This window comes from Ignavibacteriales bacterium, assembly GCA_026390595.1.
GTDB lineage: Bacteria > Bacteroidota > Ignavibacteria > UBA10030 > UBA10030 > UBA9647.
Window position 1 is genome coordinate 201,404 of the sequence record JAPLFQ010000023.1, and the last position, 20,630, is coordinate 222,033.

At 50.8% G+C, this 20,630-nt stretch carries 14 protein-coding genes and 1 tRNA gene; 5 read left to right on the plus strand and 10 right to left on the minus strand.

What is annotated here, in order from left to right; genetic code table 11:
• Positions 1-2: 2 nt before the first annotated feature.
• The 9 genes from NTU47_13100 to hpnC form a co-directional block, all read right to left on the minus strand.
• Complete coding sequence (locus tag NTU47_13100) at positions 3-3,197, minus strand: type I restriction endonuclease subunit R (GenBank protein ID MCX6134744.1); 3,195 nt, start codon at positions 3,195-3,197, stop codon at positions 3-5.
• Positions 3,197-4,249, minus strand: a complete 1,053-nt coding sequence (locus NTU47_13105) for a hypothetical protein (protein ID MCX6134745.1) — start codon at positions 4,247-4,249, stop codon at positions 3,197-3,199. The genes NTU47_13100 and NTU47_13105 overlap by 1 nt, the downstream gene beginning before the upstream one ends.
• On the minus strand, positions 4,246-5,466 hold the full coding sequence (locus tag NTU47_13110) for a restriction endonuclease subunit S (protein ID MCX6134746.1): 1,221 nt from the start codon (positions 5,464-5,466) through the stop codon (positions 4,246-4,248). Before NTU47_13110 ends, NTU47_13105 begins: the two co-directional genes overlap by 4 nt.
• Positions 5,463-6,575: a PDDEXK nuclease domain-containing protein gene (locus NTU47_13115; GenBank protein ID MCX6134747.1), complete on the minus strand. Its 1,113-nt coding sequence runs from the start codon at positions 6,573-6,575 to the stop codon at positions 5,463-5,465. Before NTU47_13115 ends, NTU47_13110 begins: the two co-directional genes overlap by 4 nt.
• Positions 6,576-6,770: 195 nt before the next feature.
• Positions 6,771-8,297, minus strand: a complete 1,527-nt coding sequence (locus tag NTU47_13120; protein ID MCX6134748.1) for a class I SAM-dependent DNA methyltransferase — start codon at positions 8,295-8,297, stop codon at positions 6,771-6,773.
• A 128-nt stretch (positions 8,298-8,425) separates the two neighbouring features.
• On the minus strand, positions 8,426-9,772 hold the full coding sequence (gene hpnE, locus NTU47_13125; GenBank protein ID MCX6134749.1) for a hydroxysqualene dehydroxylase HpnE: 1,347 nt from the start codon (positions 9,770-9,772) through the stop codon (positions 8,426-8,428).
• 51 nt (positions 9,773-9,823) lie between these two features.
• Positions 9,824-10,069: a hypothetical protein gene (locus NTU47_13130; protein MCX6134750.1), complete on the minus strand. Its 246-nt coding sequence runs from the start codon at positions 10,067-10,069 to the stop codon at positions 9,824-9,826.
• 206 nt (positions 10,070-10,275) lie between these two features.
• Positions 10,276-11,166: a presqualene diphosphate synthase HpnD gene (gene hpnD / locus NTU47_13135; GenBank protein MCX6134751.1), complete on the minus strand. Its 891-nt coding sequence runs from the start codon at positions 11,164-11,166 to the stop codon at positions 10,276-10,278.
• A 6-nt stretch (positions 11,167-11,172) separates the two neighbouring features.
• Entirely contained in the window at positions 11,173-12,093 is a 921-nt protein-coding gene (gene hpnC, locus NTU47_13140) for a squalene synthase HpnC (GenBank protein MCX6134752.1), read from the minus strand.
• A 289-nt stretch (positions 12,094-12,382) separates the two neighbouring features.
• Between hpnC and NTU47_13145 the strand changes: the two genes are divergently transcribed.
• From NTU47_13145 to clpX, 5 genes are all read left to right on the plus strand, one after another.
• Entirely contained in the window at positions 12,383-14,299 is a 1,917-nt protein-coding gene (locus tag NTU47_13145) for a tetratricopeptide repeat protein (GenBank protein MCX6134753.1), read from the plus strand.
• 93 nt (positions 14,300-14,392) lie between these two features.
• A tRNA-Leu gene (locus tag NTU47_13150) sits at positions 14,393-14,474 on the plus strand.
• Positions 14,475-14,701: 227 nt separating this feature from the next.
• Positions 14,702-15,991, plus strand: a complete 1,290-nt coding sequence (gene tig / locus NTU47_13155; GenBank protein MCX6134754.1) for a trigger factor — start codon at positions 14,702-14,704, stop codon at positions 15,989-15,991.
• A gap of 8 nt (positions 15,992-15,999) precedes the next feature.
• Entirely contained in the window at positions 16,000-16,632 is a 633-nt protein-coding gene (clpP, locus tag NTU47_13160) for an ATP-dependent Clp endopeptidase proteolytic subunit ClpP (GenBank protein ID MCX6134755.1), read from the plus strand.
• Between the two features lie 58 nt (positions 16,633-16,690).
• Positions 16,691-17,950: an ATP-dependent Clp protease ATP-binding subunit ClpX gene (clpX, locus tag NTU47_13165; GenBank protein ID MCX6134756.1), complete on the plus strand. Its 1,260-nt coding sequence runs from the start codon at positions 16,691-16,693 to the stop codon at positions 17,948-17,950.
• 54 nt (positions 17,951-18,004) lie between these two features.
• Here clpX and NTU47_13170 read toward each other — a convergent pair whose 3' ends face one another.
• Positions 18,005-20,620 carry a putative LPS assembly protein LptD gene (locus NTU47_13170; protein MCX6134757.1) on the minus strand — a complete coding sequence of 872 codons (2,616 nt, stop codon included), beginning with the start codon at positions 20,618-20,620 and terminating at the stop codon, positions 18,005-18,007.
• Positions 20,621-20,630 lie beyond the last annotated feature (10 nt).

The window sequence follows — 20,630 nt, forward strand, 5'->3', positions numbered from 1 at the left end:
ATTCATTGTTGGTTATTGGTAGCTTCTGCCCACACATCAGCGAACAATTCTGCCTGGTCGAGAACCTTATTCACCGAAACTGTGTATTCACCTGTCGCCGGATCATCCGGCGGGTACTTGTATTTGCGAAGAATGCGCTTGACCAGAACACGTAACTTCGCCTGGACGCTTTGTTTCAAATGCCAGTCGATTGAAGTGTTGTTTCTAACATTCTCCACCAATTCATGCGCAACCTGTTTCAATATTATATCACCGAGTATTGCTTCAGCCGTCGGATTATCAGCAAGGGCATCGTAGAAGGCAAGCTCGTCAGGGCGAAGATTCATCTTATCACCGCGCTTGTCTGCTTCGCGCATCTCCTTCGCCAGTTGAATCAGCTCTTCAATCACTTTGGCCGAATCTATAAGTCCGTTTTGATACTGCTTAACGGCCCCGGCGAGCATTTCAGAAAATTTCTTTCCTTGCACCAAATTGAATTTGGATCGGATTTTTACTTCATCATTAATCAATCGCTTGAGTAATTCCAATGCCAGGTTTTTACGAGGCATGCCCTGAATCTCGGCAAGGAATTCATCGGAGAGAATCGAAATGTCTGGTTTCTTGATCCCTGCGGCATCAAAGATATCGATCACCTCACCGGAAACGATCGCATCGTTGACGATTTGCCGAATTGCCGTTTCAATCTCTTCATTAGTATGTGCTCTCGTTTGATCGTCAAACTTTGCAAAACGAGCTTTGATGGCTTGGAAAAATGCCAAGTCATTGCGAATTTCGATCGCTTTGGCATGCGGCACCGCAAGGCCAAATGCTTTTTGCAGCCGGACAACATTCTCTTTGAACCGTTCCTTGCCATTCCGAAGCCGTCTATCCTCTTTTTCTTCTGTTAATTCCGAGACATAGTTTGCGGCATCAAGAATGAATTGTAATTTATTTTTCGATTCCAGCGTATAGTACCTCCGGTACTCGAAGCGATCGAACATATCCACAACCACCTCATACAACTCAAGCATCTTTGCAACTGCTTCCTCCTGGTCAAATGTGATATTTCCTTTCCCTTGGCTTGCGGCGTAGATCATCATCGCATTCTTCAAATCCTGTGCAATGCCGATGTAGTCCACTATCAATCCACCTTCCTTGTCACCGAACTTGCGATTAACGCGAGCTATCGCCTGCATAAGGTTGTGCCCGTTCATCGGTTTGTCAATGTACATTGTATGCAGGCAGGGCGCGTCAAAACCGGTGAGAAACATATCTCGTACGATAAGAAGTTTGAGGGAATCTTTGGGATCTTTCAACCTGTTAGCAATTGCTTTACGGCGATCCTTGTTCCGTATATGTTCCTGCCAATCCAACGGATCGCTTGCGGAACCGGTCATGACTATCTTAATCGTGCCTTTGTCGTCAGAGGAATTGTACCAGTGTGGGCGAAGCGCAATGATCTCTTTATGTAGTTCAACACAAATGCGCCGGCTCATACAAACAATCATGCCTTTGCCTTCTGCCGCAGTGAGGCGTTGCTCAAAGTGGTTTATAAGATCGGCGGCGACTTGTTTGAGGCGGCTTTTGCTGCCAACAACTGCTTCTTTTCTTGCCCATCTGGCAAAGCGTCTCTGACGGTCGGTCAGTTCATCGTCTTCGGTTACTTCCTCTACTCGCTCATCAAGTATCTTCTTGTCGGAATCGGCAAGCTCGATCTTTGCGAGACGGCTTTCATAGTAGATCTTCACCGTTGCGCCATCTTCTACTGCTTGCTGAATGTCATAAATGTCGATGTAATTGCCAAACACTGCCTGTGTGTTCTTATCTTCTTTCTCAATCGGCGTTCCTGAAAACCCGATAAACGATGCCTTCGGCAGAGCATCGCGCATATGCCTGGCAAAACCATCGACGAAATCGTACTGGCTCCGGTGTGCTTCATCTGCAATCACAACGATGTTGCGCCGCTCACTCAAGACTGGATATGCTGCACCGGGTTCTTCAGGGAAGAATTTCTGAATTGTGGTAAACACAATTCCGCCCGACGCTACCGACAACAGCTTTTTCAAATCCTCGCGGTTTGCAGCTTGCGCCGGTGTCTGCCGCAACAACTGCTGACAATTCGAGAACGTCTCAAATAGTTGCTGGTCAAGATCGTTCCGGTCTGTGAGCACAACAATCGTGGGATTGTTCATCTCCTCTGCGAGGACGAGCTTTCCGGAGTAAAACACCATCGAAAGACTTTTGCCGCTTCCCTGTGTATGCCAGACAACACCGGCCCGCCTATCACCTTTGGATTGTTGTTCTGTGCTTGCGAGCCCATATACAGCCGGATGTTCAGCAACGATGCCGCTGCTTTCTTCTGAGGTTGCGCGGATTGTGGAAGTAATTGCGCTGTTGACTGCGAAATACTGATGATATGCCGCCAACTTTTTTACAGTATTCTCTTTTGTTTTTTCAAAGACGATGAAATGCCTTATCACATCCAACAAAGTTTTCTTGTTCAGCAATCCTTTTACGAGCGGTTCCAATTCAGACTCTGTCTTGGAATCGATCGCACGAACACCGTCGACAGATTTCCAATCCATAAATCGAGAATAATCACTCGAAATTGTCCCAGCTTTGGCAAACCAGCCATCGCTGATGATGAGGAACGCATTAAAGGCAAAGAGAGACGGGATGAGCTGTTGATACGTCTGCAATTGATGGAATGCCGCAGCAACATCGGCGCTTTGATCAGCGGGATTCTTGAGCTCCACAACTACCAGAGGCAATCCGTTTATGAAGAGGACAATATCCGGGCGCTTATTGTTATTATTTTCTAAAACGGTGAACTGGTTGACCGCCAAAAATTCGTTATTCTCCGGTGCGTCGAAATCCACCAGCCAAACCTTGTCAGTCTTGGTTTTGCCCTCACCTATGCCAAACTTGATATCGACTCCCTCGGTGAGCATGCGATGGAAATGCTCGTTGTTTTCGATGGCAGCAAGCGAAACTGTGCGAAGTGCTTTTTTCAAAGCGTCTTCACGTGCATTTTCCGGGATAGATGTATTGATACGATCGATAGCAGTGCGAAGCCGTGCTTCCAGGACAACGTCGGTATACTCGCGTTCCTTGGTTTCGCCCTCTGTGATGTTCGGCCCATAAAGAACGGTAAAACCATTTTCTTCGCGGAGAAGGTCGAGCGCAATTTGCTCTATTTCAGATTCGTACATGATCATTATGGTACCAACAACCTGATGATTTCATCTTTCTCGGCATCGAATCGCCCTTGAAGATGATCTATGGACTTCTCAGTTCGTATTTTAACTGGTTCATACCAGTATTTGCTTTCCTTCTTTCGCTTGTAGAAGCAAATATACGATTCGTGACCACTTGCATCCTTGTCATAATGAAGAAATGGAGAGAGACTAAAGCATTCTGTATCCCATCGAACAAAGAGTTGTTCATGCCCAAGATTCAAGACTAACGTTTTCTGAGCATCGACGAAGGGATACGAATCGTACTCCCGGTTGAGCGCGTGGCCATTAAATGATTCGCATCGACAGGTAGAAGAGTAGCTCTCAAAACGCAATATTTTGCAGTTCTCTAGAAATCTTGTTTTGGCTAGCATGCTTTCAAACAAGGGAATGACTTGATTCAACTCGAAATCCGCTTGTTCTCGCGTTGGAGCAGCATGGTGGGAAATATCATTGCGGATGTCCTGTAATTGCAGCAGTTCATCCAACAAAGACTCATCGATGCATTCACATTTAAAACCAAGGGAATTCCCTTTGCTGTGCTGGACGATAGCTTTGATGTTGTGAAGTTTTTGTTTGACCGCCTCAGACAGTACTCTATCGGTGTTGAAACTTGTATATGCAGGACTACCACTTGGACCAAGAGACACAAATATCTGAGACTCCTTCAAATCCACTTGTCTGTGCCGTACTTCACCCATAACCAGAGAATAGAGAACGTATACAATCGCTTCCCAACTGTCCTTCAAATGAAGTAGTTTCCGAACCGGATCAGTCCCTCCTTCACCTTTCTCCGATAAGCGGAAGTTATAGGCGATGCACGCAGGATAGGAGTCGAAAACAGATTGCTTAAGATCTTCAAGTTCCTGTTCAAGATATTCACTGTATGCATCTTTATAAGATTCTTTCCCAAGTTCGAACAAAATACGGCTTCGTTGGAATGAGATATTCGCAATGTTTACGTCGCCTTCTTCGTCCAGCGATTCATTGAACGATTGAAATTGAGGGTCTTCGTATTTTATATCTGTGCTCATACCTCAATCTCTCCGCACATCAATTTGGGAAGCAAATTGTCACGTATCTTGGTGAGAGAGCTAGACTGTTGTAGGTTTTCTTCAATAGTTGAAAACAAGGGTTCTATTATTGTATGATACTCTTTCATCGTCTGGCTATCGGGAATTGTCAACACAAGATTTTTCAGCAATTCCTGACTTATGTTTTGTTGTGCTGAACCAACAGCTCTCGAAATAAGGTCATCTCTGCTATTTTGTAGGAACTGAAAAACGAAAGTGAAAGGATTGCTGTCATTGGGTATAAAAGCGCAAATGGCTTGATTCGTTGTAGCTTCGTTGCTAACAATACCGATTTCTCCAACAGTAGCACCGTACATTGCTACCAATACAGAGTGTTTTGGAATAAGCTTGGCTGCCGAATTCCTAAGCGCCTCATCAGTGATCTTTTCTTCTGTATCGATTACAAATGATCCGTTTAATTCTTTCGATTTGACCCACTGGTTGATACCATTTTCGTAGTATTCATTTTGAGATCTAGAAGGAGTACCACCTGACGTGGTTTTGTACATGTCTCCGAGCTTTCCCACTCTCCACCCCTTCGGTATCATCCCTAATTCACTTTCGATCATTTCGCCTGTGGCGCCCGGGAAGCGAAACTCCACGAACCACTCCTTAAATATCTCCTGTGCAATTGCCTCAAGCGTCGCGTCGGTCTGGCGGTTGAGTTCGATCTTCTCGTCCAGCGAGCAGAGAATTGCGGCAACCCGACGCTGGATGGGTAGATCAGGTACTACGAATTGAAGGTTCTCTAAATCTTTGCCACTGAAGTTGGCTTGAGCACTACCCAACCCAAGCTCAATTATTTGTGAATTGTTTGCATTGTCGGTGATTAGATAATACAAGAAATCTTTGTCTGAGATACCCTCGACACTGTCTATCTTTGCGACACGTTGATTAACATACGCTACCACATTTTCTTTGAATCTGCCGACCTTGCCAAGAGTTGCGCCCGTCATGGCAATCAAAATATCGTCTTGTGCGAGTTTGAAACGATCTAAACCAACGACTTTATCTGCGGAGATTCTCTGGCAATTAGTAAGATCAACTCTGGGCGGAGCTATTTCAGCGATTTTGACTACAGGAAATCCTTCAACCCCAAAATCATCACTCTTGAACGCGTATCCGGGTATTACTCTCGCAATATCTCCAAATCGTTTTTCTGTGAAGCTTACACTCATCGCTGATCCCCTTCCTTCTGTTCTGTCCAATCCAGCAACTTTTGTTTCAATTCTTCTTTGGAAGGTAGGTAGAGCTGGTACTGTTTGGCAAAGATATTTGCTCCTTTCGGCAGTGTGATTTCCACAAGTGCGTCATGTTTCTTCTTGCAGAGAATAATTCCCACGGTCGGTTTTTCATCATCCGTCTTTATGTGGCGGTCGTAGTAATTTACATACATCTGCATTTGTCCGAGGTCCTGGTGTGTCAGCTTCCCGATTTTAAGATCTATCAGGACGTAACAACGCAGCAGCCGGTTGTAGAAGACCAGGTCGACAAAGAAATGATCTTCATCAAACGTGAATCGTCTTTGGCGTGCTTCAAAGAGAAACCCTTTCCCCAGTTCGCGCAAGAATTTTCCAAGCTTATCAATAATGGCAGATTCAAGATCCGTCTCAGAATATGCAGCCCGTTCATCCAAACCGAGAAACTCAAGAATGTATGGTTCTTTGAGCACATCCTTCGGGTCTGCAATCTGCTGTCCGTGCCGCGCAAGTTTTCCGATTCCTGTTGTATTGCGGCTTGCAGCGAGGCGCTCAAATAAACCGGAATCGAACTGTCGTTTCAATTCCCGCAGAGACCAATTCTGGGACGCAGCTTCAATTTCATAGAAACGGCGTTCTTCTGTCCTTTTCACTCCGATCAGGAAAACATAATGAGACCACGAGAGTGGGAACGGAATGACCGGTGTCTTCGCGCTTACAGCAAGAGGAGATTTGTCGGATGGCGTCTCGGATTTCCGGCTTACCGACAATTTCCGAGACGGTGTCTCGGAAATGTTCGTTAGACTTCCGTAAATCAGATAGAACTTTCGCATGTTCGAGAGATTGTCTTCCGAGAAGCCACGTCCAAATTCCTTTGTCAGCGTAACCGAAAGTTGCTTCAGGACCGCTTTGCCATACTCCGCCCGCTTTTCCCCCTGCTGTTCGTGTTCGATAATTCTGTGCCCGATTTCAAAGCACGTGAGCACCTGAATGGTATCAACACTGCGGGCAACAGTTTGTCGGGCAGCGAGGATCAGCTCCCTGATCCGGCGCAACAGTATGGTGCTGTCGATTTTCTTAGATCTCATAGACTGCCCGACCACGTCAACAGCTTGTTGGCTTTTTTTTCTCCGAACGGCAATTGCGAAACAACCTGTTTCGTCAATTGGGCAACAGGTTGTTACCTAATTGCATCGAATGCTTATCAAAGGTGAACACTTATTTTCTTGCAGGTTCTTTGTCCATACACTAATTTCCCAGACAGCGTCTCGGAAATGTTCTTTTCAGAACTCATAACCGATGCTTTTGAGGTTGCTCCGAATGGTTGTTTCCAGTTCGCTGCTTTTTGTAAACTGTTCAGCCAGTTTTGTCGTCAGGGCGTTCATCTTCTCTTCAAACGGGATGCCATCATCGACCTCTTCTTCTGTGCCGACATAACGTCCGGGCATCAAGACGTATCCGTTCTTCTCGCTTCTGATTTCTTCGATTGTAGCAGACTTGCAGAATCCGGCTTTGTCCTGGTACTTACCCTCTCTGTTCCGCCAGGCATGATATGTTTGAGCGATCAGAGCAATGTCGTCGTCGGTGAATTCTTTATTCCGCCTGTTGATCATCGTGCCAAGCTTGCGGGCATCGATGAAGAGAATCTCGTTTGACCGGTTACGGAATTTATGATTGGTTTTGTTGCGCGCCAAAAACCAGAGACAGGCAGGGATCATCGTGTTGTAGAATAATTGCGCAGGGAGCGCTACCATACAGTCGATCAAGCCGGCTTCGATCATGTTCTTACGAATGTCACCTTCACCGCCGGAATTACTATTCATGCTTCCATTGGCGAGCACAATACCTGCCGTTCCGTTGGGGCTGAGCTTGTGCGCAAAATGCTGAAGCCAGGCGTAATTGGCATTTCCGACAGGCGGAATACCATATTTCCAGCGTTTATCATCACGCAGTTGTTCTCCATTCCAATCACTCACATTGAAAGGCGGGTTAGCGAGAACAAAGTCCATTTTCTGATCTGGGTGTTTGTCGACCAAGAATGTATCGCCCAATTCCAATTTTGCATCGATACCGCGGATGGCGAGATTCATCTTGGCAAGGCGCAGTGTCGTCGGGTTCGATTCTTGACCGAAGATTGAAAGGTCTTTGATGTTTCCCCGGTGATTGAGGACAAATTTTTCACTCTGCACAAACATTCCGCCGCTACCACAGCAACCGTCGTATACTCGACCGTTGAACGGTTCCAGCATTTCGACCAGTAATTTCACTATGCTTTGTGGTGTCCAGAACTGCCCACCTTTCTTCCCTTCAGCATCTGCGAACTGTCCGAGGAAGTATTCGTAGACCCGACCAAGCAAGTCCTGGGATTTGTGGGCGTCTTGTTTGAAGCCGATGGTGCCGATAAGATCGATTAACTCTCCTAAGCGTTGCTTGTTCAGTTCGGGGTCAGCGTATATCTTTGGAAGTATGTTCTTCAAAGGCGGATTGATTTTCTCAATTGCCTCCATTGCGTTATCAATCAATTTCCCAATTTCGGGTTGCTTGGCCCGATCCTGCAAATACTGCCAACGTGCTTTTTCCGGCACGAAGAAAATATTGTGAGCAAGGTATTCATCAGGATCTTCCGGGTCTGCTCCGGATTCTTCCGTCTCAAGCTGAAGCTCATGATGTAACTCTTCGAACGCATCAGAAATGTACTTGAGAAAGATCAAGCCCAAAACAATGTGCTTGTACTCCGCTGCATCCATATTCGAGCGCATTTTGTCCGCAGCAGCCCAAAGGGCTTTTTCGAGCTCGTTATTGTCAGCCATTCATTTCTCCAGATACTTGAATCAATATTGCTCAATAATATCACATTTTCAGAAAACTTGCCGCGCTCTGTAAGCTAACTTCTCGAACATCGTCACCACCATAGAAATGGTGGCCGTCAATCCGACAGTCACCTTCTCAATATTTTCGCCACCTCTTCCGCAGCCTTCCTTCCGCTTAAGACCGCTCCCTCAATTGTCGCCGGATATCCGGTATTGGTCCAATCTCCCGCCAGAAAAAGATTCCGGAATTGTGTCGCACTTGAAGGACGGTGAGTCTCCGCGTCAGGCCGGGGCGAAAATGTTGCACGCTTCTCTTTGATGACGAGCGAATGGACAAGCACCGCATCCCGGACGGCCGGGAGTGCAGCGGAAAGGTCCTTGAGCGCCGCCCTGACGAGCTCAGCGGAATCGAGGAGTATGAGCGATGCAGCTCCGCTGATGACGAGTGAAATATATTGGCGTGAGGCGGTGCTGGAGCCGTAAATCTTCGATTTGTTGAACACCCAGTGGATACGCGAATCGAGGAGTGCCACGAAATCCTGCTCCATAACCATTCGGTCGAACCAGAGGTTGATCGTCACAATAGGGGATGATTGGAGATGGCCGTTGACATTCCATCCCTGCCTTCCTGCGGCCCCCGAGAACAACGGCGATGCTGCATACCAGGGAATTGCGCTGACAAAGGCCTGCGCTTCACGAATGCGTCCGTCCGAACTGCGGACTCCCCGCAACCGATCCCCGTCGAACAAGCTCTCATCGACTCCGCAATTCACGATCACCTCACCCCCCCGTGACCGGATAAAATCGACACATGGATCGACAAAGAGCTGCGTCAATCCTGTCCGCGGCACGAGGAACGACGAGTTTTCCCTTCTGCCGAGGAATGCACTCCTCAGCACCCTGTAGAAAAGAAGGGCTGAGACATCTTTCGGATCATCATTCAGACTCCCGATCGCAAGTATGTCCCACAAGTACTTCTTGTTTTCGTCTGATTGCCCCAGTTGATCCAGCCATTGGTGCACAGTGAGCGAAGCGATCGTCGGTTCAATGCGCTGGGGATCCTTGCGGATCTCGAGGCCTACTCTCAGCAGCTTCAGGCGGTCAATCACAGAAAGATTGTTCAGCCGGAGCAGTCCCGCGAGCAAATGGAAGGGGGCGGGAAGTGGTGGACAATGCAGGGACGAGCGGCCGCGTACCGGGTGAAGAAAGTCGATATGCAGGTTCGCCTGGAGCGCAGCAAGGTGATCCGAACCAATCATCGAAAGGAGCCACCGCGTCGCGTGATAGCATCCCATCATGAGGTGCTGACCGTTGTCGACGACATCACCCGTTTTCTCGTCGACAAACGAATACGTTCGTCCGCCGAGGTGCGGTCGCTGCTCGAGCACAAGCACGGAGATTCCACGCGACGAAAGATCCACCGCCGCACTGAGTCCGGCAAGGCCGCCGCCGATGATGAGGGTATCAACACCCATGGAAAGTCACATGATTTCGGAATGCGAAATGACAAATGCGAATTGGGAGGTTCACGTTTTCCTTTTGGCCGTCTTTCCAGAAGCAGTGAAAATTGCGGTCAGTTCTTTTGCCTCTTCGATCAGACCCGTGATTTCACCTGCCCGTATCGGGATCTGTTCAAGGAGCAGCTCCAGCCAATACTGGGTTTCATCGGCTATCTTCTTCGACGATAGTAATCTTCGAAACAAAATCAGCTCTTGATCGAGCCCGGCATGCGGCCCGGTAATTCGCTCCCACAGACGTCGCTGCTTTGGCAAGTTGTTTCGTCAAGATGTCTTCTGTTCTCCCTCTCTGCACCGAATTGACAAACCGAAGAATGCGGAGAGCAAACTCTTTCGTGCGCTTTTTCAGGTCTTCAGGATTCAAATCACGATCTCACGTACAATTTCGAATTGCGAAAGGAGAATTGCGAATTGGTTTGCACCGGAACTCCACAATCCGAAATCAACAGTGCGCAATGCTTTCAGGCTGGCAATTCTGTCCGGATGAACCGGTGGAAGTTCTTCGGGAGTTTGTTCCGGAGGCGAAGCATCATCGCCACGAGGAACTTGACGGGCGAGCCGAGGCGGATACGTTTTGAGAACACATCGTAATTCGCTCGTTCAATGCGGAGCAGCAACAGGTAGTAAATGTTTCCCATGGCCCGCGCTGCGGTAAACAACGGCTTGTCATCTTCTGCGAGACAGCTCTTTGCCGAGCGGTAGTACTCATGCGCCCGCTCGCATTCGAATCTCATCAATGCGCGGAACCGATCGTTGTACACAGAGTTCATCAGCTCTTCTTCCGAGTACCCGAACCGCTGGAGATCTTCTTTGGGAAGATAGATCCTACCCTTCTTCGCATCAGTCTTGATATCGCGCAAGATGTTCGTCAGCTGAAGCGCAATACCGAGATTGACCGCGTACTGTTTCGTCTGCTCATGATGATACCCGAATACTTCGGCGCAGATGAGGCCGACCGTGGATGCCGCGCGGTAGCAATATTGCTCAAGCTCCCCGAACGTCTCGTAGCGGTTCTTCACAAGGTCCATCTCCATTCCCTTCAGAAGATCGAGGAAATGGTGAGTCGGGATGTGAAATTTCTGGATGACGCTGACGAGCCTGTTCAGGATTGCGAAACGGGAAACGCCCTGGAGGGCAAGCTGCAATTCGTTCGTCCACACGAGAAGGCGGCGGTACTTTTCTTTGACATCTGCCTCTTCATCAACGATATCATCAGAGTACCGGCAGAAAGCATAGATCGTTTCGATCGCCTCTCGTTTCGGCGGGGGGAGAAAGAGGATCGGCAGCAGAAAGTTGCTTTTCCGCGTCGCTTCCAGATCGGGAAGAGCTATGTCGGCGGTGTGTGCTGCCACAGAGAATTATCCTGCGAATGATGAGATCAACAACGTCGCTTTGTCGAACAACGACAACGTCGGGCGACGGGAAAGCACGTCGTACTCCAGGTTTTCGATTTTCTGCAGGATGCGCGATCCCCCGTTCCACGTAAGCCGGAGTTCCATGCGCAGGTCCCTGCCAACTTCGGTCAGCAGCGGTCTCCCCTCCCCGAACATGTGCCGGGTACGGTCAACCTGAAAGCACATCAGATCCTCGAAGGCGGGAGTGAGTCTCCGTTGAAAGAGTTCCTCTTCAGAGTACCCGAACTCCCGGATGTCATCCAATGGAATGTACACCCGATCCTTCTGCAAGTCAACTGAAACATCCTGCCAGAAATTCGTCAATTGCAGTGCCGTACAAACAGAATCCGACAATTCCAGCGTCGATTCGCTGCGATAGTTGAAAAGGAGCAAAATCAGCCTGCCCACGGGATTGGCCGAATTCTCGCAATACGCCAGCACATCCTCGAAGCTCTCGTACCGATGTGTTGTCACGTCTGACCGAAACGCCCGCAGAAGGTTCTGAAAAAGCTCGGGCGGCATTTCGAATCGATCCACGGTTTCACGCAATGCAATGAAGACCGGGTGATGGGCGTGACCGCGATAGGCGTCGATCAGCTGCTCTTCCCATTCACCGAGACTGTCGATCCGCTCTGCCGTCGTCAAGCCCGGTTCGTCCGCGTAGTCATCGGCGATGCGGGCGAAGGAATATATCGAGTAGATATGCTGTCGCTTGTCCTTCGGCACCAACGCGGAGGCAACAGGAAAATTCTCGTAGTGATCGTGCGTCAGGCGTTCGCAGAACTGGAAGGCCTGCGGTACGGTCCATGAGCGGCGCGAAACTTTCTTGATGTCGTGAGTGATCATACGAAAGCGGAGAAAACAACGCTGGTGTCTCAGTACCATGCGGCGCGTCAGTCCCCTGGGGCAGAACACACGCCTTGAAATGCGAAAGAATATCAGCAAACAGGAACCGAAAAGCAAGCCGGGTGAAACGCGGAAATCCTCTGCAATCAGGCCATCGGGCAATCGACCGATGGAACAAGCGGCAGCATGACGATGGCTCGTTCTGAGACCGAGTGAGCCCGAATGCCCTTCTCGTTTCTTGCATCTGGAAACCCCTTTTTCTATATTCACGGCACTTACGGTATCGCTTTCTCACCGGCGTCTAAACATCTCGAGAGACAACCCCATCGTGAAAATCCTTCGGATCCTTTGTATTTGTTTATTCTTTCTGGCCGGTTCGGATGTTCTGCGTGCGCAAGGCATCTCCGCACAGCTGAAAGTGCGGGAGTCGAAGCTCTTCGGTCTGAAAGGCGAGCGATTTGCGAAGTTTGAACTGTCCAACCGCGACCGCACGATTCCGCTCTCGAGCGATAGCGTCAACGCCGGACAGTTTTACACATTTCTCCTCCAACCCGCCGGCGATTGGTCCCTCGATGCGGACTTCTTGCAGGAAGAGCTTCCCAAACTCGTCCTTCTTCAGAACGGTCTCACGCTGCAGATTGGATGGAAGAGTGATATTATCACTGACGCAGCGGGGACATCGATCCTCGTGGGCTATCCGAAGGATCTGAAACTGTACAAACCGTTCACAGTCCAGTTCGGGCTGGATGGAACGGCCAGCAAAGGCGAGCTCGTCATCCCTCAGGAATACTGGCCCGGGTATTCCACGCTTGCGCAGGCACTCCAGGCGGCCGAAAGAATTGTGAGCGAGAAAAGATATCGCGATGCGATAGCGATGTACGAGCGGCTCTTACGGGCCGATTCCCTCCAGATTTTTCCTCAGTCGAAGGAACTCAGTGATCGTCGAGCGCGCACCTTCGAAGCCGTTGTGAACGACATGTGGGCTGCGTTCCTCTCAACGACGCGGGCAACCACCACCCCCCTGAAGGATCGAATCGCCCAGATCGATCAATTCACACCACAGGTCCAGTTTGTTCTCGATTCACTGCCGAGCGTACCGCTCAAAATCAGCGCGCGTGATACAACGGTGCGGCAGATCATCGATCATGCAAACGATGTTCTCATGCGCGTCAAGGGGACGCGTGATTCTCTGCAGCGGGCGCAAGACGATGTGACGGTCCGGTGGATCAGTGATGGAGCCGCCACTGGCAAGAACGGCCCGCAATTTGAGCGTATCATCGAGATTCTGGCTTACGCGTTTTCGTCGCTCGATTTTGCTGACACGACATCACGCCCCCTCGCTGTGAGCCTCACACCGGAGGCACTGGCGCTTCTTCAGAAGAACAACCTGCAGGAATCATACGACATCTTCATCCGTCAGGCGGGCGAACGGTTCCAGAAAAAACTCCCCCCCTTGCCGCAGGGATTCCTGACAAACCTCCAGAAGGACACCGCCTCCTTCCCGCTTCCGTTCTATCAGATGCTGAAAGCGGTACAGGAGTACTATAGCGGGGCATATCCCGCTGCACTCAATGCCATCCGCCTGGTCTTTCGCACGTGCTATGATGCGGAGCTTTCGCGTCGATTCGACAACATGCGGGCACTGATCAACCTCCGTATGCGGGCAAATCGATCCGATCTTATGTCAATACTCGGAGAAGCGGCAGCCGCAGAGAAAGCCGGAGACAAAGACCTGGCGAGCGATCGCTATACGGCGGCGCTCCGGGTGGGACCGGATTGCGCATATCCGGCGTATTTGTGTGGCAGATTGTATGCACGGACAGGCGATCCGATCCGGGCAAGATCATTTTTCGAACGTGCCTACGAAATCGATTCGATGTACCTCAGCGCCTATCGCGAGGCGTGGACTCTTTATCAGGGAACTGGCAATTTCAAGGCGATGATCGGAGTCCTTTCGCGCGCCCTCAGCACTGGAAACGATTTCTGGGAGACAAACATCAACCTGGGCATCGCGTATCTGGGCGACGGCAACCTACCGCAGGCGATCAAGCAATTCGAGCGCGCGCTCGAGCTCAGCCCGAGCAATTACCAGACCAACGTGCAGCTCGGACTCGCCTACCAGACTGCCAAAGACTACCAGAAAGCGCGGGACTATTACAACAAGGCAATATTCATTGACCCGCATCGCTTGGAGGCAGTGGAATCCCTTCAGAAGCTGGACGAACTGCAGAAAGCGGGGCGGTGACCTGCCTTTTTTGTTTTCGTGATTCTTCGTATATTGTGCTCGTTCATGAATCCTCAAAACGGTTGGACCTTTGAGGATTTTTTTTCATTTCAAGGGCGGATGGCGAAATTGGCAGACGCGCTAGCCTTAGGAGCTAGTGGGGTAACCCGTGGGGGTTCAAATCCCCCTCTGCCCACTGGAGTCTTGCGAGATAGGGGTACCTACGGGAGATTCTCAGCGGGAGGCTGATCCGCTTCAGTCGGAGAGTCCTTCCGTCCCCACGCGTACTTGCTGGATGTTGTAACCCATTGGGGTTGCCTGTCCACAGAGCTTCACTGTAGATCTAGAGAAATCCATCGCGATGCCCGCCTTTGGTCGCGCACCGAGGCGGATGTGTACAAATCGTTAGAAAGGAGTGTTGTCTTGGAAGTCACCATTCATACGCTTACCGAGGTCTCACGAGAGGTTGAACTTGAAATCAGTGCCGATGAAGCGCAGCCCTATTTTGATAAAGCATATCGTGAGTACGGTCCGAAAATCGACATCAAGGGATTCCGAAAAGGGAAAGCCCCGGTTGAACTCGTGAAGAAACTCTACGGAGAGATGATCGAGCATGAATACCTTGAAAAGCTCGCCGGCGAGCTCTACCGAAAAGTGGTGAAAGAAAAGGACCTGAAGCCGATCGGCGATCCGACGCTGACCGACATGAAGTACGACCGCGGACAGCGGTACTGGGTGAAAATCCAGTACGATATCCGGCCGACGATCACCCTGACTCAATACAAGGGTCTTTCCGTCGAGGCCGTGGTGCACACGGTAACCGACGATGAACTGGAAGACGAACTCGTGCGAGTCAGGAAAGTCAACAGCTCACGTGAAGAAGTCGAAAAGGTGACCGACAGCGAACACGTCGTCACCGCCGAACTTCAGGAGTTCGACGATACCGGATTCCCCATCATCGGCAAGAAGACCGACAGCGCCAGGTTCTATCTTGCGGACCCTCAGCTGGAACAACCCTTCAAGGATGCCCTCCAGGCCACACAGAAGGGAAACGAGCATGAGATCAAATTCGAGCACAAGCACGAAGAGCACACCCACAAAGTGAACATGAAGGCGAAAGTGACGAAGGTCGAAAAGGTGGTGCTCCCCGAGCTGGACGACGCGTTCGTGAAAACCATCACAAAAGAGAAGGTCGCATCGCTGGAAGAATTCCGAAAAGGAATCCGGGAGGACCTGGAGAATTACTGGAAGGAAAAGAACCGGCGCAGCCTCGTAAACGCTGTCGTCAGCGAGATCATCCGGGTGCACGAGTTCCAGGTGCCGGAGTCGTTGATTCGCAGCGTGCTCGAAAACCTGCTCGAAGAGATCAAGGGACAGTATCCCAATAAACAGCTTCCGGCCGATTTCGACGTCGAAAAGTTCTTCCATGAGAACCGGGCGTATGCCATCTTCCAGGCCAAGTGGGCGCTGCTTCGGGAGGAAATCGTCAAGGCGGAGAACCTGACCATCGATGATGCGGCTCTTGTTGAGCTCGCCGAACGGGAGGCGCCGAAAATTGGGATTGATAAGGAACGATTAATCGCGTACTATAAATCGTCTGAGCAGATCAGGGATCGCCTTGTTGGCGACAAGCTCCTCGATCTGCTGATCAGCAGCACCAAGATCAAAGAAGTTGATGACAAGACGCTGCCAAGCCAACTTGTGAAAGGATAGAACGCTCCATGAGTGCATCGAAATTTGAGGTCTACAACCAGCTCGTTCCAATTGTTGTAGAGACAACCGGTCGGGGAGAACGAGCGTACGACATCTATTCACGATTGCTGAAGGAGCGGATCGTGTTCATCGGCACGGCGATCGACGACACGATCGCGAGCCTGGTGATTGCACAATTGCTGTTCCTCGAATCCGAAGATCCGGACAAAGACATTCACGTGTACATCAACAGCCCGGGCGGCAGTGTGACGTCCGGCCTTGCGATTTATGATACGATGCAGTACATTCGGCCTGAGGTTTCAACCATTTGTATTGGCATGGCCGCAAGCATGGCGGCAATCCTGCTGACGGGCGGAGCGAAAGGAAAGCGGACCGCACTCCCGAACGCGCGTGTGATGATTCATCAGCCGTGGGGAGGCGTCCAGGGAACGGCGTCCGATATCAGTATTCAGGCCGAGGAAATCCTCAAGACCAAGAAGCGGATCAACGAAATTATCTCAGCACATACCGGCAAGCCGGTGGACGTTGTTGAGAAAGACACAGACCGCGACTACTACCTGTCAGCACAGGAAGCAGCTGACTACGGCTTGATCGACAACATCCTGATCAAACGGACAGGGGACGCGAAAAAAGAGAAGTAGCCGTCCAACGGCAACAGAACTTTTGAACATTATCGGGTATTAGAATGTCGGTTGCGCTATGAGCCAGAAGCCAAAACAGGGGGAAAAGATCACTTGTTCGTTCTGCGGACGTTCGTCTGACGAAGTCAACAGCATCATCGCCGGACCGGACGTCTATATATGTGATCTGTGCGTTTCGAGTTCCGTCGATATCATACGGAACAACATGGCTGCCATCAGCGCGAAGAAGCAGACCGGCCGTGGCACGCTGACTCCCGTCGAAATCAAAAAAGCTCTTGACGAGTTCGTGATTGGCCAGGAACACGCCAAACGGACTCTGGCCGTGGCAGTGTATAACCACTACAAGCGCATCGACTCAAACGATAATCTTCATAATCTGGATGAAGTGGAGATTGACAAGAGCAATATTTTGCTCATCGGTCCCACCGGTACAGGAAAAACGCTTCTCGCCCAGACGCTTGCCCGCATTCTGGATGTACCGTTCGCCATCGCAGATGCGACGACGCTGACCGAGGCTGGCTACGTCGGCGATGACGTTGAGACGATTCTTGTGTATCTGCTACAGAATGCCGAATACAACATCGAGAAAGCTGAACGCGGGATTGTCTACATCGATGAGATCGACAAGATCAGCCGCAAGAGCGACAGCGCATCCATCACACGCGACGTGTCGGGGGAAGGCGTGCAACAGGCGCTGCTCAAGATTCTGGAAGGAACCGTCGCCGGCGTGCCTCCGAAAGGCGGGCGAAAACATCCGGAACAAAGCCTGATCAACCTTAACACGAAGAATATTCTCTTCGTGTGCGGCGGCGCATTTGAAGGGCTGGACAAGATTATCGAACGACGCGTCAGTCAGAACCCCGTGGGCTTCGGCGCAGATCTCCACGGAAAGAAGACCCGCTCGGCCGACACGTATCTTTCACAAGTTGAGCCGGATGACCTGTTGAAATACGGTCTCATACCTGAATTCGTCGGGCGTCTGCCGGTCGTAGCAACGCTTCATTCGCTGAACGAGACCGCGCTGCTGAACATCATGACGGAACCACGGAACGCACTGGTCAAGCAATTCAAGAAGCTTTTTACGATGGAAGGCGTAGATCTGGAATTCGAGGACGCTGCCTTGACTTCGGTCGTCACAAAGGCGGTCGAACGCGGAGGCGGTGCCCGTGCGCTGCGGGCGATTGTCGAGGACGTGATGCTCGATATTATGTATCAGCTCCCGTCGCGCCAGAACGTGTCAAAGTGCATCATCACGAAAGACACGATCGTCAAGTCGAAAGAGCCGATCTATCTCTACGAAGAAAGAAAATCAGCGTAAAGAGTTAATTGGGGGCAAAACATTTAACCAATTAACCACTCACTTTTTTTGCTACTAATACGTCCCTCTCGCACTCCCCTGCTTCGTCACCTTCAAATCTTGCAGCTGCGGCGCTTTGATGCGAAGCTCCAGCCTGTAACCCCGATAGAATCCCATCGGAAACCACGAAAAGTTCATTTCCCAGCAGTGGAGATCTCTGTACACCGTCACGCTCGGCGCGGCGAACTCTTTCCGCACGAAGTCATAGGTCCCGCTTGCTGTGAACTTCCATTTTTCCGTGAGATTGAACGAGAGGTTTGCGTTCATTGATGAACTGCGCGATTTCACAGATGGGTCACTCTGCGTTTGTGAGAATGAATAGCTGAGCGTCAGGTTCCAGGGAATGCTAAAATCGGGCGATTCGGTGTCGTACAAGCCGGCGAACGTGCGGGGCTGGACTGGTTGGGCGATTTGTCCCGAGGCCCGTTCTTGTTCCTGTGTGACTTTTGGAGGAGCGCCAGAACTGGATGAAGACTGGTTCTTCTCCCCGCTTAATGACGTCGATGCGGAAAACGATACGCTCGTCAAATCGGGCCAGTACTTCCCCGATGACGCGAGGAATTTGTTGACGCGTGTCTTGGCGACCGGATCGAAGGCGTAGAACTCGTGGGTGGTGCTGGCGCTCAAGCTCAGGAGACTGCCGATATCGGTCCGGTACGAGAGACTCAACTGGGACAACCGCAGGCTGTCTCCCGCGAAATTGTAGGAGATGCCGGCGCCGATATTCATCAGCTGTATCTTCTGTTCCTGCTGTGAGGTATCCGTCGACCTGACTTTCATCTCGAAGAGGTTTCCAACACTCAGGCTGAGGGCTTCCATGCGTCCGGCCTGCGCTCCTCCATAAAGTTCTTTTTGAAACTTGTCATATCGAATCGTCCGGCCGCTTGTATCGACATAGGATCCGTAGTACCCGAACTGAGGATCGGAGAAATCGGGCGTATAGTTGAACGTCAGGCTCGGCGTGACTGTGTGACGGATAGCCGTGACACCGAAAACCTGGGGTTGCACGATGCCGAAAAAGCGCGTGGAAGCCGAGAGCCCCGCCGAAAACGTCCTCACTGCTTTGAACCCGCTGAGATCACGCTCAATCAGCGTGTCGCGCCCATCTACCTTCTCAAATCGCTGTTCATAACTCTTGTTGTACCACCGTTCGTCATAGTTGATGAAGGGCGCTATCGAGAAACGACCGACCTTCGGAGACGCGTTGATCGCAAATGTATGCCGAACGCCTGCCCGGGTATCGTTCTGTTCAACAGTATCGGTGCCCACCTGGACAAAGAGCTTCGAGCGCCTCAGTTCTCCCTGCGCATTGTAGTTCACTCCGATCATTTGATACCAGGTGTAATCGGCCCCCTGATCGCCGAACGTCGCCCCCGGCTTGGAAGAAGGCCTGAACGGGTAGAACTGCGCCTGGCTGAAAGAAACGGTGGGAAATCGCTCCTGGATGTTGCCGCTCGAGAGATTCTGGTCGCGGTAGAGGCTCACTGAAAGGCTGCGACTTCCCTCCTCCCACGATTTGGCGAGCGTCGCGGTCGAGACGATATTTTGCTGCAGGATTTCATTGAGATTCGAACTGGTTGTCCTGAAAAAACTCCCGGACGAAAAAGAAAAATTCACATCGAACCGCGCTGTGGGATCGATCTGCTGATTGTGATTGATCTGAACGTTGTATTCCTTCTGCTCCGTCCGGCCCGGATCACCTGCTTCTCCGGTGTGGAGGTTTGTATAACTTGCAGAGACCGAGCCGGTAAAATCATACCTGAGCGCATACCGGAACATCGAACGGTTCAGCCACCCGCCGCGGGTGAACCAGTCGAACGTTGATGCCGCATCCAGGTAATCATTGATTGCCCAGTAGTAACCAAAGTGGCTCAGGAATTTACCCCTCCGCGTGTCGTCGCCGTACGCAGGGGCGATGATGCCTGAACGCCTGCCGGATTCGTTCGGGAACACTCCAAACGGCAGCGCAAAAACCGGCACGTCTGCGATGTAGAGATACACCGGTTCCGCGACCACCTTGTCGTGCAGGGTGACTTTCATTTTCTCGCAGTAGAAATAGTAGTGCGGGTGCTCGGCATCGCAGGTCGTGTAGCGCCCTCCCTCCACAAAAAGGACGTTCCGATCGACTTTCTTGATCGCCTCGCCGTGATAGTACCCCTGCTCGATTTCAGTAGAGCCGAGACCGATTTTTCCTTTTTGTGTCTTGAAGTTATAGTTGATGCGCGACCCATGATACGTTTCTCCCCCATCGATCATCACGGGTGAGCCGATCATTTTCTTCACTGCTTTCGCTGATGTGTCCGGGATCCCCTGAGCGCTCAGCGTGGCATTGTCCCAGTTGACGTCCACCCTCTCGGATTTGAGTCCAATGGTGCGATATCTCAGCTCGCTCTTTCCGTACAAGTTCATCACACGCGTGCTCATCGAATAGACAATCGAGTCTTTCGCAAGATAGGTTACGACGGTATCAACACCGGACGTTGTGCCAGCGACCGAATCGCGGGCTGGAACGGATTGCCTGGTTGTGTCAGTCCTGGATGGAAGCGCGGATTGCGCCTGCAGCACACCGGAGCAGGCAATGCTGACGAAGAGGAAGAACAGGAAGTGTGTTTTTTCAGTGGGGAGTTTCATCCCGGGAGCC